Below are 15650 nucleotides of genomic sequence, written 5' to 3'. Positions count from 1 at the left end.
GATGAACACACTCAACCGCACCCTGGCCATTGCTGCACTGGCGTTCGCCACCCTCAGCGCCGAAGCCGCGACACCTGTCCAGGCTGGTACGACCGTGTCCGCGGTCGGGAGCGTGGTCCAGTCCGCCAGCTACATCACCACTAAGGATGGCGTGCAGCTTTACTACAAGGACTGGGGCCCACGGAACGGTCAGGTGGTGACGTTCAGCCACGGCTGGCCGCTGGACTCCGATAGCTGGGACGCGCAGATGATGTTCCTCGCCTCCAAGGGTTATCGCGTGATTGCTCATGACCGTCGCGGCCATGGCCGTTCCAGCCAGCCGTGGGAAGGCAACGACATGGACCACTACGCTGACGACCTGGCAGCGGTCATCGAAACGTTGGATCTCAAGGACGTGACCCTGGTGGGGTTCTCCACCGGCGGCGGTGAAGTCGCTCGCTACATCGGTCGCCACGGCACCGCTCGGGTGAAGAAAGCCGTGCTGGTGTCCTCCGTGCCGCCGCTGATGCTCAAGACCGATACAAACCCCGGTGGCTTGCCTATCGCAGTGTTCGACGGCCTGCGCAAGGCGTCCCTGGAGAATCGCTCGCAGCTTTACCTGGACATCGCCTCGGGCCCGTTCTACGGCTACAACCGCAAGGGTGCCAAGCCTTCCCAGGCGCAAATCCAATCGTTCTGGATGCAGGGCATGCTCGGCGGCAGCAAAAATACCTATGACTCCATCGCGGCATTCTCGGCCACCGATTTCCGCGGCGACCTGAAGAAGTTCGACGTGCCGACGCTGGTGATCCATGGCGATGACGACCAGATCGTGCCCATCGACGCTTCAGGCCGGGCCTCGGCGGCGCTGATCAAGGGTGCCCGACTGATCGTCTACGCAGGTGCACCTCACGGCCTGATCGAGACGCATAAAGACCGCCTCAATCAGGATCTGCTGACATTCCTCAAGGAATAGGCCCTGCGTACATCCATTTGTGGGAGCGGGCTTGCTCGCGAAAGCGTCGGCGCATTCAACATCAATGCAAACAGGCCCGACGCCTTCGCGAGCAAGCCCGCTCCCACACTGGTTTGGGGGTGGCTATCGATTTAGTGGCGCAACAGCTTACGCAACGGAATCTCGTCCTTGCGCACCGGCGATTTGATCACGATGTAGCTGAAGTACTTGGAGATGCCGATGTTCTTGTCCAGCAGGCTCTCCATCACCTCCTGGTAATCCTGGATGCTGCGGGTCATGAAGCGCACCAGGTAATCGTAGCCCCCGCTGATCAGGTGACATTCGAGCACCTCATCCACCAGACGGATGTTGGATTCGAATTTCGCGAAGTCTTCGCGCTTGTGGTCGCTCAAGGTGACTTCAGTGAAAACCGTCACTGAATCGGTAATCTTGGCCAGGTTCAGATGGGCCTTGTAGCTGGAAATATACCCCAGCGATTCCAGCCGTTTGACCCGTTGCAAGCATGGGCTGGCCGACAGGCCTACCGCATCGGCCAGGCTGACGTTGGTCATGCGGCCGTCTTTTTGAAGCTCTACCAAAATGCTGATGTCGATTCGGTCCAGTTTCGCTAAACCTTCCATCGCATACCTCTTGCCTGCCGTTCGTAGGACAATCTTCTAACAAAATCAGCGCCGTAAGGACAGCTGATGCTGAGCCACCAGGTCGGCCATGCTGTTGATGCAGTAGTCCGCCGCGCACGGCTGGGGAGGCTGCTCAGGGTTACGGCAGATCAGGCACACAGCCCCCGCTTCGCGTCGACGGGCACCGGGGCGGGTGACTTGGAGAATCGCTTCGGCACCAAGATCGTTGGCGGCCAGCCAATCGTGATCCTGCAAAGGATCGATGGCCAGAGAAATAAAATCGTCCGGTTCGATGCCCAGGCGTTCACACAAGGCACCGCGGTCTTCTGCATCGCGATCCCCCTGCACCAGCAAGCGATAGAACTTGCGCAAATAGAGCATTGCGCCCGGTGCATCCTCGAACAACGACCAACTCGCCGCGGACCGGGCGAAGCTCATGCCCTCCTCCCAGCTCGCCTTGAGCTTCCAGCGTTCGGCCAATTGGCGATGGGCGAAACACAGCAGACCGCTAAAGCCCAGCTCGCCAAAACGTGGATACAAAGCCTGCAGCACCTCGTCGAATTCGGCCAACACCTGGGCCTTGTCCGATGGTTGGCCATAACTCTCCAGCAACGGCTGCAACGCCGTCCAGATGCCGGCGTCGCGATCCACCACGACTTCATCGCAGTCGATCAGCAACGCTCGATAGTCAGTCAGACTCATGGGTAAAGCCTCCGATGATGTTCCATCACTCCACGCTCCTTGATTTGCCGGGCAAGCGCCCTGAATGCGAGACGTGTCAGCCCAACACGCGTGCCAGGGCAGCGTCGAGAATCTGCAATGCTTCGTCAATCTGCGCGTCGCTCGTCACCAGCGGTGCGAGGAAGCGCAGGACGTTGCGATACACCCCGCACTTGATCACCAACAGCCCGCCCGCCCGTGCTTCATCGATCAGGCGTTGGTTCAAGTCCGCGTCCGGCGTGCGCGCCTCATCGTCCTTGATCAGCTCGATGGCCAGCATGAAACCACTGCCGCGCACATCGCCAATCTGCGGGTAGCGGGTTTGCAGGCGCAACAGACCTTCGCGCAGACGCTCACCCAACGCCAAGCCACGGGCCAGCAACTGTTCTTGTTCGTAGGCCTCGATCACCGCCAGCGCCGCCGCGCAAGACAGCGCGTTGCCGCCGTAAGTACCGCCCAGGCCACCGGGCAACGGTGCGTCCATGATCGCGGCCCTGCCGACCACGCCGGACAGCGGCAAGCCACCGGCCAGGCTCTTGGCGACCGTGACCAGGTCCGGCTGGATGCCGGCATGCTGGAAGCCGAACCATTTACCGGTGCGACCGAAACCGGTCTGGATTTCGTCGAGGATCAACACAATGCCGTGTTTTTCGGTCAGCGCACGCAAACCCTGGAGAAACTCGACCGGCGCCGAGAGAAAACCGCCATCGCCCTGCACCGGTTCGATGATGATTGCCGCGACGCGCTCAGGGGCCACTTGGGTCGCCAACAGCTCATCCAACGCCCCCAGCGCCATCTCGCTGGTGACACCGCGATAGGCATTTGGATACGGCGTATGGAACACCTCTGGCGCAAACGGTCCGAAATTCTGTTTGTACGGTTGGCTCATCCCGGTCAGCGTGGTGCCGAGCAAGGTCCGGCCATGGAAGCCGCCACGAAAAGCGATCACGGCCGAACGGTTGGTGTGGGCACGGGCGATCTTCACGGCATTTTCCACCGCTTCGGCGCCGGAGGTGAAAAACGCCGCTTTATAGGCCTGCTGGCCGCCAATCATTTCGCACAGGCGCTGGGCCAGATCCAGATAGGGTTTGTAGGCGACCACTTGGAAGCAGGCGTGGGAGACTTTTTGCAATTGGGCCTGCACGGCCGCGACAACCTTGGGGTGATTGTGGCCGACGTTCAAGACACCGATGCCGCCGACGAAGTCCAGGTAGCGCTTGCCGTCCACATCCCACAGTTCCGAGCCCTGGGCCCGGTCGATCACCAGCGGATGCGCGGTAACCAGGCCACGTGGCACGAATTGATCACGCTGACGGAGCAGACTAGGGGTTTCTTCGACTTTACTGTTCATGGCATTTCCCATCGTGAGCCTCGCACCCAGGAAGCGGTTGCGGTGTGTTCACAGGTTAAGCGTTCGACGCGATTGTCTAAGCCGAACTTGGTCATTGAGAAATTCGGATCGACTGTTTACACCCCGGCAAACAGCAGAATCCTCCAGCGACATCGCAGCCCATGTAATCTGCCGGAAACGGTGCCCTACAACGCAGCGTGATGCTTCCATGCGGGCCCTTTCGACAGATCCTGCTCTGGCGTTGAGGCATGCTAGTTATCCCTCCTTCCCGGCGAGAAACGATCCATGGCCCTGCTCTATAAAGCTGACCCGGTACGCGGTGAACTCTGGCGACGGTTGTTCGCCGAACACGCTCCGGATATCGAATGGCGTGCCTGGCCGGACATCGGCGATCCGCGGGATATCCGCTACTTGGCGGCTTGGCAGGCGCCGGACGACGTGCAAACGTTATTGCCAAACCTGGAGGTGCTGTTCGCCTTGTCCGCCGGGGTCGATCAGCTGGACCTCGACCGCTTGCCAGCAACGCTGCCGGTGGTGCGCCTGCTCGATCCGGGCATCAGCCAGGGCATGTGCGAATACGCCAGTTTTGCCGTACTCAGCTTGCATCGGGACATGCTGCGCTATCGCCAACAGCAGGCAGAACGCCGCTGGCAGGCACACCGCCTGGTGCCCGCAGCGCAGCGCCGGGTGGGCGTCATGGGCCTCGGTTTGCAGGCACAACAGATACTCGCCACGTTGAAGGCATTCGGCTTCGCCCTGTCGGGTTGGGCACGCAGCGCGCATGACATCGCCGGCGTGGAGTGTTTTGCCGGGAGCGACCAACTGCCAGCGTTTCTCGGTCAATGCGACATCGTCGTCTGCGTCCTGCCCCTGACCGAACAAACCCGAGGTATTCTCAACCGCCAGTTGTTCCAACACCTGCCCAGAGGCGCGGCCCTGGTCAACATGGGTCGGGGTGGACATTTGGTAGAAACGGATCTGTTGGAAGCGCTCGCCGATGGCCAACTGAGCGCGGCGGTGCTCGACGTGCTGGAACAGGAGCCGGCGTCACCGGACCACCCTTTCTGGAACCACCCGCAGATCCTGCTGACGCCGCACATCGCGGCAATGACCCAACCTGAAAGTGCGTTCGGCGTGTTGCTGGACAATATCCGTCGGCATCAACGGGGCGAATCGATGCTGGGGCTGGTTGACCGTGAAAGAAACTATTGACCGTCAAGGGCTGTTGCGCACAGGCCTTAACGCCCTTCGGATCTGGCATCCGCGTTGAAACCCACCCCGATATTTACTGCTGGCCCGACCATGGATTTGAGCAAGAAATGTGGTCGACGCAGCCGCTGCTTAGTGAACCTGCCGAATCCACCCGAGGCCCTTGCCAGGCCCCTTGGCAGGTGAGATACAAAGGCTTTCAGCGGATTAAAACCGTCCGATCAGTACCTTCTCAATGGTGATCTGCCATGTCCACTTCGCAACGCCCCACCTACTTCTATCGTTCCATGACGGCCGCCGATGTCCCTGCGGCGCATGCCTTGTCCGTGCAGTTGAAATGGCCTCATCGCCTGGAAGACTGGGCGATGCTGCAGCGCGTCGCCCAGGGTTTTGTCGTCGAGGATCGAGGCCGTTTGATCGGCACCGCGTTCACCTGCCCGCAGGGGAGCCACGCCACCATTGGTTTGGTCATCGTCGATGATGAATACCAGGGCCAGGGCATCGGTCGCAAACTGATGGAGCTGGCTATCGAGGCGTGCGGTTCAAGAACCCCCATCCTCAATGCGACGCTGGCCGGTGCTCCGCTTTATGCGAGCCAGGGGTTCGTCGACTTTGGGCACGTCCAGCAGCATCAAGGACAAGCGCAGGCACCGGCCCCGCAGGCATTGGCCGTCGGCGAGCGCTGCCGTTCGCTGAGCGAAGCCGATCAGCCCGAGCTGGTCAGCCTGGCCAATGCCGCCAGTGGGCTGGACCGCGAAGCCGTATTGAACGACCTGTTCCAAGTGGTTGAAGAGGCCGTGGGCGTGGAACGGGACGGTCGCTTGTGCGCCTTCGCCTTGCTACGCCCTTTTGGCCGTGGTCGCTGCATTGGTCCGGTCGTCGCTCAAGACCTGGAGCAGGCCCGGCACTTGATCGCAGTGCTGCTGGCCAAGGTGCCGGATGCTTTTGTCCGCATCGACATTCCCTCAAACAGCGGCTTGGCACCTTGGTTGGAAGAGGCCGGGCTCAAGCACGTCGACACGGTCGCCCAGATGGCACGGGGCACACCCCCAGAGGCTACCGGCGCGGTGCGGCAGTTCGTGCTGGTGACCCAGGCCATTGGCTGAAAAAACCGTCCTCATCAACGTTGCCCTGGAGAATCATTTTCATGCTCGAACCGACCGCAGTGCTGTTGGCACACGCCGACGGCCGTCTCGCTTCAACCTCTTTCACATCAGGCTCGCTGGGCGCCGATGATCCGTTTGACCGACTCATCGCCTATGCCGGGGCGGATGGCATGGCTGCCGGTGTGGTCCGGGCGAGTGGCCGGTTCAGCGTCGACGACTACCCCTTCAATGAAACCATCGTGGTGCATGCGGGCGCGGTCACCCTCAGGAGTCAGGCGCAAACGCTGCAGCTCAAGCCGGGTGAGAGCGCGGTGATCGGTCTGGGGACGGCCCTTGAGATCGAGGCGCAAGCGGAGTCTCTGTGGGCATTCTGTGCTGATGTCCCGGTAGTTGACGCGCGTCATCCCGGGCTAACGGCGCTCCCCGCCCACACCCATCTCTCGCCCTCCGCGGCGCCGGATGGTGAGATTCTGATCAGCCCGCCGCCCCAATGTCGCTCGCACAATCTGTTTGTCGAAGAAGCGTCCAACCTGCGTATCGGCGTCTGGGATTCGACGCCCTACACCCGCCGGTCACGCCCGCACAAACTGCATGAACTGATGCACGTGCTCGAAGGCAGCATTACTCTGCAGACAGCCGATGGCAGCGACCTGACGGTCAACACCGGCGATACCGTGTTCGTGCCCCTGAATGCACCGTGTGCCTGGCAGAGCAGCGTCTATGTGCGCAAGGTCTACGTCGTCAAATAGCTTGGACTCATGCTGGTCCTGTGGCGAGGGAGCTTGCTCCCGCTCGGCTGCGAAGCAGTCGTAAACCGGCGGGCGCGGTGTGTCTGATGCTCCGCATTTGGCAGGTTTGGGGCCGCTTCGCGGCCCAGCGGGAGCAAGCTCCCTCGCCACGGGTTTGTCGATTGCCTTAAGTGAACAGCATTACGCCGCCATCGCGAGCAAGCTCGCTCCCACAGGGATCGGTGGTGAATATCAACTTTTCTATAGCCCCAAAAAAGCCCGCAGTGTGCGCGGGCAAAAGGGTGTCGCAGGTCTTTCAAAGCGCGGCGGCGATGGCTTTGCCGACATCCTGGGTCGAGCCCTCGCCGCCCAGGTCGGGGGTGATCGGGCCTTTGGCGATAACCTGTTCAATGGCCTGGAGAATCCCGTCGTGGGCCGCGCGATAACGTTCGTCGCCGTTACCCAGGAAGTCGAGCATCAACGCGCCGGACCAGATCATCGCGATCGGGTTGGCGATGTTCTTTCCATAGATATCCGGCGCTGAGCCGTGCACCGGCTCGAACAGCGATGGGAAGCGCCGTTGCGGATCGAGGTTGGCCGACGGTGCGATGCCGATGGTGCCGGCACATGCAGGTCCCAGGTCGGAGAGGATGTCGCCGAACAGGTTGGACGCCACCACCACATCGAAGCGGTCCGGCTGCAACACGAACCGAGCACAGAGGATATCGATGTGTTGTTTGTCCCATTTCACGTCCGGGTACTGCTCGGCCATCAATGCCGTGCGCTCGTCCCAGTACGGCATGCTGATGGAGATGCCGTTGGACTTGGTCGCCGCGGTCAGGCGTTTGCGCGGTCGGGTCTGGGCCAGGTCGAAGGCGAACTTGAGGATGCGATCGACACCGCGCCGGGTGAACACCGACTCCTGCAGCACGAACTCATGCTCGGTGCCTTCGAACATCTTGCCGCCGACGGACGAGTATTCGCCCTCGGTGTTTTCGCGGATCACCACGAAGTCGATGTCCCCCGCTTCGCGCCCGGCCAAGGGGCACGGTACACCGGGGAACAACCGCACCGGGCGAATGTTCACGTACTGGTCGAAGTCGCGCCGGAACTTGAGCAGCGAACCCCAGAGGGAAATATGGTCCGGCACTTTATCCGGCCAGCCCACGGCGCCGAAGTAGATCGCGTCGAAGCCCTTGAGTTGCTCGAACCAATCGCTGGGCATCATCTGCCCGTGCTCCAGGTAATAGTCGCAATGGGCCCAATCGAGCACTTCGATGCTCAAGTCCAGTTGCCACTTTTTTGCAGCCTGCTCCAGTACCCGCAGTCCTTCCGGCAGGACTTCCTTGCCGATGCCATCGCCGGCGATGGCGGCAATTCGAAATGCTTTGCTCATCAATCATGGCTCCCAGGTGTCTGTCCAAACGACGGCCGCATTACAGCCCACCGATGTGGAAGGCTTTGACTTCAAGGTATTCATCCAGGCCGTATTTGCTGCCCTCGCGCCCCAGGCCCGATTGCTTGATGCCACCGAAGGGCGCGACTTCCATGGAAATGATCCCGGTATTGAGGCCGATCATGCCGAACTCCAGCGCCTCGCCGAAGCGCCATGAACGGCGCAGATCCTGGGTAAAGAAATAAGCCCCCAGGCCATACGGCGTAGCGTTAGCCAGGGCCAATGCCTCCTCTTCGGTGCTAAAGCGCATCAACGGCGCGACGGGGCCGAAGGTTTCTTCGTTGGCCAATAACATCCCGGCGTGGGCTTCGCCAAGCACCGTCGGCTGGACGAATTGACTGTCGCCGCCAGGCACTGCGCCACAGAGCAGGCGCGCGCCCTGGCTCAACGCGTCGTCGATGTGCCGGGCGACTTTGTTTACGGCGGCCAGGTTGATCAGCGGGCCGATCATGACGTCAGCCTCCAGGCCGTTGCCGACCTTGAGTTTGCCCACCTCTTCCACCAGCCGCTCGGCGAAACGCTCATAGATACCGTCCTGCACCAGGATGCGGTTGGCGCAGACGCACGTCTGGCCGGCGTTGCGAAATTTGCTGAGCATGATTCCGGTAACGGCCTGCTCCAGGTCGGCGTCGTCAAACACAATGAACGGTGCGTTGCCGCCCAGTTCCAGGCTCAAGCGCTTGATGTGCTCGGCGCTCTGGCGCATCAACAACCGACCGACCGCCGTGGAGCCGGTGAAGGAAATCTTGCGCACCGTCGGATTGCCGGTCAGCTCTTCGCCGATGCCGGCGGGCAAACCGGTGACGACGTTGAATACCCCGGCTGGAATCCCGACCCGCTCGGCCAGCACGGCCAGGGCCAGGGCCGACAACGGAGTCAGGTCCGACGGCTTGACGATCACCGGGCAGCCTGCGGCCAAGGCCGGTGCACATTTGCGAGTGATCATCGCGTTGGGGAAATTCCATGGCGTGATCGCGGCGCAGACGCCGACCGGTTGCTTGAGCGTGAGCAGGCGACGGTCGCCGCTGGGCGCGGGGATGGTCTCGCCATAAACCCGGCGTGCTTCCTCGGCAAACCATTTGACGAAACCGGCCCCGTAGCGGATTTCACCTTTGGCTTCGTTGAGCGGTTTGCCCTGCTCGCAGGTCATGATCAGCGCGAGGTCGTCGAGGTTGTCGATCATGGCTTGGTACCAGCGCTCCAGCAGCGCCGCACGCTCCGCCGCCGGGCGCGCGCGCCACGCCGGCCAGGCGCGCTCGGCGGCCTCGATGGCGCGACGGGTTTCTACGCCTTGCATGGCCGGCACCCGGGCGAGCACTTGGCCGCTGGCGGGGTCGATGACGTCAAGGGTGGCGGCGTTGTCGGCGCCCATCCACTGCCCATCGATGTAGGCCAGTTCTGCCAACAGGCTGGGGTCTTTCAATTGGTTCTTGAGCATGGTCGTGTCCTGTTCCGAGGTATTTCCAGTCTAGGGAGATGCCACGAAGCAGGATGCTGAAAGCGGGTCTTGGGCAGCGTTGGATGCTGAAGTTTTGCGCTGCGGCGGCAGGCTATACCGAGGTGCCAGCCTCACCACTGATCCCCATGTGGGAGCGGGCTTGCTCGCGAAGGCGGCGTGCCAGTCGACTCATTGTTAACTGACACATTGCCTTCGCGAGCAAGCCCGCTCCCACATTTGTCTTGTGTATGGCTTAGAGTTTCAACGCCCCCAACAACCCATCCAAAAACCGTTCCCCCGCGTCCATCTGGCTGATCTCGATGAACTCGTCCGGCTTGTGTGCCTGTTCGATGGAGCCTGGGCCGCAGACCACCACCGGCACGTCCAGGCGTTGCTTGAACAAACCGCCCTCGGTGCCAAAGGACACCTTGGCGGTACCCGTGCCGGGGGCGGCGAAGTTTTTCAGGAATCGCACGGCCTCGACGCTCGGATGCGTATCCAGGCCGGGATAGACGTTCAGGGTTTCGATTTCGATGTCCGCCACGCTGGAGAGTTGCCGGGCCTCGCGCACGATCACTTCGGCACGTTCGCGCAATTGCTCCAGGAATTGATCCAGGTTATCGGCCGGCAGGTTGCGCACTTCGAAATCCAGGGTGCACAGGTTGGGCACGATGTTCAGCGCCTTGCCGCCGACAATCTGCCCCACATGCACGGTACTGTAGGGCACGTCGTAGTCGCTGTCCTGGGCGCCCTGGGCTTGCAGTTGCTGCTGGCTCTGGCGCAGCGCCGCGATGAAATCACAGGCCACGTGAATGGCATTGACCGAACGCGGCGCCAGGGACGAATGCGCTTCCAGGCCACGACAATAGGTGCGGTAGGAACCCTTGCCCTTGTGTCCGAGAACGAACTGCATGTTGGTCGGCTCGCCGATCACACACAGGAATGGCCGCATTGGCGCCAGGTGCAGCACGTCGAGCAAGCGACGCACCCCCACGCAGCCAATCTCTTCGTCATGGGAAAGCGCCAGTTGCAACGGCCGGCTCAACGAATGGTCGGCGGCGTCGAGCATGGCGTCGATGGCCAGCGCGATAAAGCCTTTCATGTCACAGCTGCCGCGCCCATACACCCGCCCGTCCCGCACGGTCGCCTGGAACGCCGGGACGGTCCAGGCCTGCCCCGCCGCGGGCACCACGTCGGTGTGGCCGGACAGCAAGATTCCGGGCAACTCACGCGGACCGGTGCTGGCGAACAGGTTGGCCTTCTTGCCGCTTTCATCCTTGACGATCAACGACTCGATGCCCTTGCCCAAGAGCAGCTCGCGCACGTACTCGATCAGGGCCAGGTTCGATTCAGAAGAGACCGTCTCAAACGCCAGCAGGCGCTGGAAAATGGCTAAAACCCGGGGCTTCATGAGGCCTTGCTCCTTTGCTCGGCTGAAAGGGCGAACCGGCGGATGGAAAACGGCTCGATCGAGGTTCGAGTACTGCCGGTGCTGATCAGTTCGGCCATGACGTCGCCGACGCCTGGGCCGAGCTGGAAACCGTGACCGCAAAACCCGAACGCATAGTACAAGCCATCGACATTGCCACTGGGGCCCATCACCGGCAGCGAATCGGGCATGTAGCCTTCGATGCCGCTCCACACGCGGATGATGTTCAAGTTGCCGACGCCCGGCAGCAGCCGACGCATCTGCTCCAACTGGTTGAGAATGCTGCGCGGCTCGACATAGGCCCGGCGGTTGAGCATGTCCGGCTTGCTGCGATAGCCGCCGCCAATGACGATGTTGCCCCGGGGAATCTGGCGGAAATAAATCACTTCCTCAGGGATCTTGGTGTACACCCCGATCACCGTCGGCAAGGCATACGGCACCGGTTCGGTGACGGCCATTTGCGGACCGTGGGTGTCCAGCGGCACCGGCTCGCCGAATTGCGCCGAGAGTTTCTGGCCCCAGGCGCCGGCGGTAATCAGTAATTGCGTGCCGTTGAACTGGCGGCCGTCGGTAGTGGTAACACTAAAACCGTCACCGCCCTTCTGCACTTCGGCCACCTCGGTGCGTTCTTCGATTTGCGCACCGAGGCGCCGCGCCGCCCGGGCAAACGCCGGGGCCGCCAGGCGCGGATTGGCGTGACCGTCATGGGGCGCGTAGGAGCCGCCCTTCACATCCGGGCCGAGAAACGGAAAGCGCTTGTGCAGCTCGTCGCCACGAAAGATCTTCAGGTCCAGTTGCTCCGCCTCGGGAGCGTCTGCGTAGGCTTGCAGCTCGGCGATCTCGTCATCGCGATAACACACGCGCATATGCCCGCTGGCGATGAACTCCAGGTCGTCGTCGATCAGCTCCGGCAGGCGTTTCCACAGCGCCCAGGAACGGTTCGCCAGTTCCAGTTGCCCAAGAAAGCGCCCCTGGCGCCGGACGTTGCCGAAGTTGACGCCGCTGGCGTACTGACCGATCTGGTCACGCTCAAGCAAGATCACCGATTGCCCACGTTGGCGCAGGAAAAACGCCGCCGCCGAGCCCATCAGGCCGCCGCCGACGATCACTACGTCGGCCTTGTGTATCGTCATGGCGCCACCTCCCGGGTGAGCATGGAAAGCGGTTTGACCGGAGCCTGACCGCGCTGCCGGCCGACCTCCTGGACATCGACCCCGGCCGCCGCCGCGATCACTTCGGCCCCGGCCTGGGAGCAATAACGGCCCTGGCAGCGGCCCATGCCGACCCGGCTGAAGGCCTTGGCGCGGTTGACTTCGCAGGCGCCCTTTTCACTGACGGTGCGCCGCAGTTCACCGGCGCTGATCATTTCGCAGCGGCAGACGATGGCCTCGTCCGGCAATGCCTTGGCTTGCGCCGCCGGCCAGGGAAACGCCTGGGCCAGGCCGAGGCGAAACGCATCCATCACCTTGAGCGCCTGGCGCTGTTCCGCCACTTGCACGGCGTCCACCGGTTGCTGCAGATCGCCCAACAGCGCCATGGCAACCAGGCGCCCGGCATGCTCGGCGGCGTCGGCGCCACGGATCTTCGACCCGTCGCCAGCCGCGTAGACGCCATTGACCGACGTGCGACCTTGCTCATCCGTGTCCAGCAACCACTGGCCAGACGCCTCGTCAAAGCGCAGGCGACAACCCGCCAGGTCGGCCAATTGGGTTTCCGGCCGCAAGTGATAACCCAGCGCCACGGCGTCGCAATCCACCGTCAAGGTCTTTGCGCTGGCGGTGCGGACCCGCACGCCGCTGACACCCGTGGTGGCCTCACCAAGCACTTGCAGCGGCGAAATCCCCAAGTGCACCGGGACCTTGGCCCGATACAGCTGCGCCAGCAGCTTCATGCCGGTGAACAGCAACCCCGGGCGCGCCATGAGTTGGGGCAAGGCCTGGATGCGCTTGGCCAGCGGCGAGGTGTCGAGCACCGCCGCGACATTGGCACCCGCCTTGAGGTACTGGCTGGCAACCAGGTACAGCAACGGCCCGCTGCCCATGAACACCACGCGATGGCCGATGGAAACGGCCTGGGCCTTCAAGGCGATTTGCGCCCCGCCGAGGCTGTAGGTGCCGCCCAGCTGCCAGCCTTCAATCGGCATCAAGCGATCGGTTGCGCCGGTGCACAGGATCAGCGCGTCGTAATCCACCACCGAATGCTGGCCCTGGCTGACGCAGCACAGCTGGCCCGGCGTCAAGTTCCACACCAGGGTGTCCGGACGGTAATCGATCTGGGGGCGCAGGCGGTCGAAGGTTTCGTGCAGGTCCTGGGCCTTGCGCGCTTCGGTGCCGTAGAGCGTCACGTAGCTGCGGGTGAACCCTTCGGGTTGGCGTCGGTAGATCTGTCCGCCATCGCGACGATTCTCGTCAATGACGATCGGCTTGAAACCGGCGGCCACCAAGGTCTCGGCGCTACGAACGCCCGCCGGCCCAGCGCCAACAATGACTATCCGCGCAGTGGCCATATCGCCTCCGGTTGTTGGGTGATGATGTCCAGTCCCTCACGCACTTCGTTGGAGCAGGCGCGCAGGCGTTCGCCGCTGCGGGTCCAGACCCAGCAATCCTGGCAGGCACCCATCAGGCAAAAACCGGCCCGGCTGCCCGGATCGAATTCCGACTGGCGCAACGCCGGGCCATGGGTCAGCAACGCGACCATCAAGGTGTCGCCCTGCAACGCCTCGATGGGCATGCCGTCCACCTTCAACTTGACGATGGGCCGGCCCTGTTCGGCCAACCTCACGAAACGACCGTTCATGCATAGGCTCCCACGATCATGCTGTTTGAATTCTGCTGGCTCTTGAGCAACTCGCCGCCGTCGTGATGACAGAGGATCTCACTGCCGCCGTCGATGAATTGCCGGGGCGGCGCGGTGTGGTTACACACGCCGTCGACCCGCACCGGGCAGCGATTGAGAAAGGTGCACAGGCCTGGCACATCGGCGCGCGGGCCCAACGCCGGCAGCGTGCCGCAGGTCGTGGCGCCGCAACTTTCCAGCCAGCCCTGACGCAACTCCGGCACCGAATGAATCAGCAGCTCGGTGTACGGATGAAACGGCGCCTGGGCGAACGACTTTCGCGTGCCCTCTTGGATCTTGTGGCCGCTGTACATCACCACGATGTCGTCACACAGCGCTCGCACCGTCGAGATGTCGTGACTGATGAACAGATAGGAAACCCCCAATTGCTGGCGCAGGTCGCGCAGCAGTTCGAGAATCGCCGCGCCCACCACCGTGTCGAGGGCCGAGGTCACCTCATCGCAGAGGATCAAGTCCGGTTTGGCCGCCAGCGCCCTGGCCAGGTTGACCCGCTGTTTCTGACCGCCGGAGAGTTCGCTGGGGCGGCGCTCGGCCATGTCCCGTGGCAGGCGCACCAAGTCGAGCAGTTCGCCGATCCGCTCGCGCAGCGCTGCGCCCTTGAGCCCGAAATACATCTTCAGTGGCCGGCTGAGAATGGTGCTGATGCTGTGCATCGGATTAAGCGCTGTGTCGGCGTTCTGGAAGACCATCTGGATGCGCCGGAACTGCTCACCCGTGCGTTCGGACAGGCTGCCGCCCAGTGGCTGGCCATCGAACGTCAGCCCACCGAGTGCGGGGGTCAAAAGCCCCGCCACCACCCGTGCCAGGGTCGACTTACCCGAGCCGGACTCACCGATCACACCGATGGCCTGGCCCCGGCGCACCGTCAGGTCGATATCCTCGAGCACACGGATCGCCGGCATGCCGTGCTGGTTCTTGTTGCCGTAGCCGGCGGTCAAACCGCTGATGGTCAGCAACGGCGTGTCTTCGGCCACACCGCAGGGCGGACGAATCGTCGTGTCCGGCCGCGCTGCCGCCAGCAGGCTGCGGGTGTAGGCATGGGCCGGGTTTTTGAGCAGTGGTTCGGTGGCGCTCTGTTCGAAAATCTGCCCGCCATTGAGTACCACGATCTGGTCGGCCATTTGCGCAACGACGGCCAGGTCGTGGGACACATAGACCGCCGTGGCCCCGCGCTCGCGAACCACACGCTTGAAGGCGCGCAGCACGTCGATCTGGGTGGTCACGTCCAGCGCCGTGGTCGGTTCATCGAGCACCACCAACAGCGGATCGCTGATCAGGGCCATGGCCGCCATTACCCGCTGCAGTTGCCCGCCGGAGACTTGGTGCGGATAACGCTGGCCGATGCGATCAGGGTCAGGCAACGACAGGTCGCGGAACAGCTCGATGGCCTTGGCTTCGAGGACGGCCCGAGTGCCCAGGCCATGAATCAACGCGCCTTCCACCACCTGGTCGATGAGTTTCTTCGCCGGGTTGAACGCCGCTGCCGCGCTCTGCGCAATGTACGACACACGGTTGCCACGCAGGCCTTGCAGCTGGCTTTCACCCAGCGCCAGCATGTCATGCTCGCCAATGCGCACCACGCCGCCGGCCAGGCGACAACCGCGCCGGGCATACCCCAACAGCGCCAAGGCGATGGTGGTCTTGCCGGAGCCAGACTCGCCGATCAGCGCCAGCACTTCGCCCTTTTCCAGGGAGAAACTCACGCCCTTGACGATCTCAACTTCGCCGCGCTCGCCACCGGCGACCACACGCAGGTTTTCGACTCGGATCAATTCGCTCATA

14 protein-coding genes are annotated in these 15650 nt (G+C 62.7%); 4 read left to right on the top strand and 10 right to left on the bottom strand.

From position 1 onward, the window contains the following. The first annotated feature begins 1 nt into the window (after position 1). The gene (locus tag PFLQ2_RS17885) at positions 2–955 is read left to right on the top strand and encodes an alpha/beta fold hydrolase (RefSeq protein WP_003180240.1); all 954 of its coding nucleotides are present in this window, start codon (positions 2–4) and stop codon (positions 953–955) included. Positions 956–1086: 131 nt separating this feature from the next. Here the strand turns inward: PFLQ2_RS17885 and PFLQ2_RS17890 are convergent, their stop codons facing one another. The 3 genes from PFLQ2_RS17890 to gabT all read right to left on the bottom strand — a co-directional run bounded on the left by PFLQ2_RS17890 (position 1087) and on the right by gabT (position 3646). Then, positions 1087–1575: an Lrp/AsnC family transcriptional regulator gene (locus tag PFLQ2_RS17890; protein WP_003180238.1), complete on the bottom strand. Its 489-nt coding sequence runs from the start codon at positions 1573–1575 to the stop codon at positions 1087–1089. Between the two features lie 45 nt (positions 1576–1620). Beyond that, positions 1621–2277, bottom strand: coding sequence for a hypothetical protein (locus PFLQ2_RS17895; RefSeq protein WP_003180236.1), 657 nt, complete (start codon positions 2275–2277; stop codon positions 1621–1623). A 76-nt stretch (positions 2278–2353) separates the two neighbouring features. After that, positions 2354–3646: a 4-aminobutyrate--2-oxoglutarate transaminase gene (gene gabT, locus PFLQ2_RS17900; RefSeq protein ID WP_003180234.1), complete on the bottom strand. Its 1293-nt coding sequence runs from the start codon at positions 3644–3646 to the stop codon at positions 2354–2356. Positions 3647–3931: 285 nt separating this feature from the next. Here gabT and PFLQ2_RS17905 point away from each other — a divergent pair, with 285 nt between their 5' ends. The 3 genes from PFLQ2_RS17905 to PFLQ2_RS17915 all read left to right on the top strand — a co-directional run bounded on the left by PFLQ2_RS17905 (position 3932) and on the right by PFLQ2_RS17915 (position 6710). Continuing rightward, the gene (locus PFLQ2_RS17905) at positions 3932–4858 is read left to right on the top strand and encodes a 2-hydroxyacid dehydrogenase (RefSeq protein ID WP_003180233.1); all 927 of its coding nucleotides are present in this window, start codon (positions 3932–3934) and stop codon (positions 4856–4858) included. Positions 4859–5103: 245 nt separating this feature from the next. Continuing rightward, entirely contained in the window at positions 5104–5961 is an 858-nt protein-coding gene (locus tag PFLQ2_RS17910; RefSeq protein ID WP_003180231.1) for a GNAT family N-acetyltransferase, read from the top strand. A 41-nt stretch (positions 5962–6002) separates the two neighbouring features. After that, on the top strand, positions 6003–6710 hold the full coding sequence (locus tag PFLQ2_RS17915) for a cupin domain-containing protein (protein ID WP_003180229.1): 708 nt from the start codon (positions 6003–6005) through the stop codon (positions 6708–6710). A gap of 295 nt (positions 6711–7005) precedes the next feature. On the opposite strand, the gene PFLQ2_RS17920 is transcribed toward PFLQ2_RS17915, so the two are convergent. From PFLQ2_RS17920 to PFLQ2_RS17950, 7 genes are all read right to left on the bottom strand, one after another. Then, complete coding sequence (locus tag PFLQ2_RS17920; protein ID WP_003180227.1) at positions 7006–8085, bottom strand: tartrate dehydrogenase; 1080 nt, start codon at positions 8083–8085, stop codon at positions 7006–7008. Positions 8086–8125: 40 nt separating this feature from the next. Beyond that, positions 8126–9583: an NAD-dependent succinate-semialdehyde dehydrogenase gene (locus tag PFLQ2_RS17925; RefSeq protein ID WP_003180225.1), complete on the bottom strand. Its 1458-nt coding sequence runs from the start codon at positions 9581–9583 to the stop codon at positions 8126–8128. Positions 9584–9836: 253 nt separating this feature from the next. Next, entirely contained in the window at positions 9837–10994 is a 1158-nt protein-coding gene (gene argE / locus PFLQ2_RS17930; RefSeq protein WP_003180223.1) for an acetylornithine deacetylase, read from the bottom strand. Continuing rightward, positions 10991–12145 carry an NAD(P)/FAD-dependent oxidoreductase gene (locus tag PFLQ2_RS17935; protein ID WP_003180221.1) on the bottom strand — a complete coding sequence of 385 codons (1155 nt, stop codon included), beginning with the start codon at positions 12143–12145 and terminating at the stop codon, positions 10991–10993. The genes argE and PFLQ2_RS17935 overlap by 4 nt, the downstream gene beginning before the upstream one ends. After that, positions 12142–13518: an NAD(P)/FAD-dependent oxidoreductase gene (locus PFLQ2_RS17940; RefSeq protein WP_003180219.1), complete on the bottom strand. Its 1377-nt coding sequence runs from the start codon at positions 13516–13518 to the stop codon at positions 12142–12144. Before PFLQ2_RS17940 ends, PFLQ2_RS17935 begins: the two co-directional genes overlap by 4 nt. Further along, a complete protein-coding gene (locus PFLQ2_RS17945) occupies positions 13500–13808 on the bottom strand; it encodes a (2Fe-2S)-binding protein (RefSeq protein ID WP_003180217.1) in 309 nt (102 codons plus the stop codon). Before PFLQ2_RS17945 ends, PFLQ2_RS17940 begins: the two co-directional genes overlap by 19 nt. Further along, entirely contained in the window at positions 13805–15649 is a 1845-nt protein-coding gene (locus PFLQ2_RS17950) for an ABC transporter ATP-binding protein (RefSeq protein WP_003180215.1), read from the bottom strand. Before PFLQ2_RS17950 ends, PFLQ2_RS17945 begins: the two co-directional genes overlap by 4 nt. Position 15650 lies beyond the last annotated feature (1 nt).

Origin of the sequence: Pseudomonas fluorescens Q2-87 (assembly GCF_000281895.1) — a bacterium.
Lineage (GTDB): Bacteria > Pseudomonadota > Gammaproteobacteria > Pseudomonadales > Pseudomonadaceae > Aquipseudomonas > Aquipseudomonas fluorescens_S.
The sequence above is the reverse complement of the archived record's forward strand: the minus strand, read 5'-3'. Positions and strand labels throughout refer to the sequence as shown.

What these genes read in the sequence shown, in the direction of transcription:
- PFLQ2_RS17885 (WP_003180240.1), top strand. Translation starts at nt 2, where the DNA reads ATGAACACACTCAACCGCACCCTGGCCATTGCTGCACTGGCGTTCGCC.
- PFLQ2_RS17890 (WP_003180238.1), bottom strand. Translation starts at nt 1,575, where the DNA reads ATGGAAGGTTTAGCGAAACTGGACCGAATCGACATCAGCATTTTGGTA.
- PFLQ2_RS17895 (WP_003180236.1), bottom strand. Translation starts at nt 2,277, where the DNA reads ATGAGTCTGACTGACTATCGAGCGTTGCTGATCGACTGCGATGAAGTC.
- gabT (WP_003180234.1), bottom strand. Translation starts at nt 3,646, where the DNA reads ATGAACAGTAAAGTCGAAGAAACCCCTAGTCTGCTCCGTCAGCGTGAT.
- PFLQ2_RS17905 (WP_003180233.1), top strand. Translation starts at nt 3,932, where the DNA reads ATGGCCCTGCTCTATAAAGCTGACCCGGTACGCGGTGAACTCTGGCGA.
- PFLQ2_RS17910 (WP_003180231.1), top strand. Translation starts at nt 5,104, where the DNA reads ATGTCCACTTCGCAACGCCCCACCTACTTCTATCGTTCCATGACGGCC.
- PFLQ2_RS17915 (WP_003180229.1), top strand. Translation starts at nt 6,003, where the DNA reads ATGCTCGAACCGACCGCAGTGCTGTTGGCACACGCCGACGGCCGTCTC.
- PFLQ2_RS17920 (WP_003180227.1), bottom strand. Translation starts at nt 8,085, where the DNA reads ATGAGCAAAGCATTTCGAATTGCCGCCATCGCCGGCGATGGCATCGGC.
- PFLQ2_RS17925 (WP_003180225.1), bottom strand. Translation starts at nt 9,583, where the DNA reads ATGCTCAAGAACCAATTGAAAGACCCCAGCCTGTTGGCAGAACTGGCC.
- argE (WP_003180223.1), bottom strand. Translation starts at nt 10,994, where the DNA reads ATGAAGCCCCGGGTTTTAGCCATTTTCCAGCGCCTGCTGGCGTTTGAG.
- PFLQ2_RS17935 (WP_003180221.1), bottom strand. Translation starts at nt 12,145, where the DNA reads ATGACGATACACAAGGCCGACGTAGTGATCGTCGGCGGCGGCCTGATG.
- PFLQ2_RS17940 (WP_003180219.1), bottom strand. Translation starts at nt 13,518, where the DNA reads ATGGCCACTGCGCGGATAGTCATTGTTGGCGCTGGGCCGGCGGGCGTT.
- PFLQ2_RS17945 (WP_003180217.1), bottom strand. Translation starts at nt 13,808, where the DNA reads ATGAACGGTCGTTTCGTGAGGTTGGCCGAACAGGGCCGGCCCATCGTC.
- PFLQ2_RS17950 (WP_003180215.1), bottom strand. Translation starts at nt 15,649, where the DNA reads ATGAGCGAATTGATCCGAGTCGAAAACCTGCGTGTGGTCGCCGGTGGC.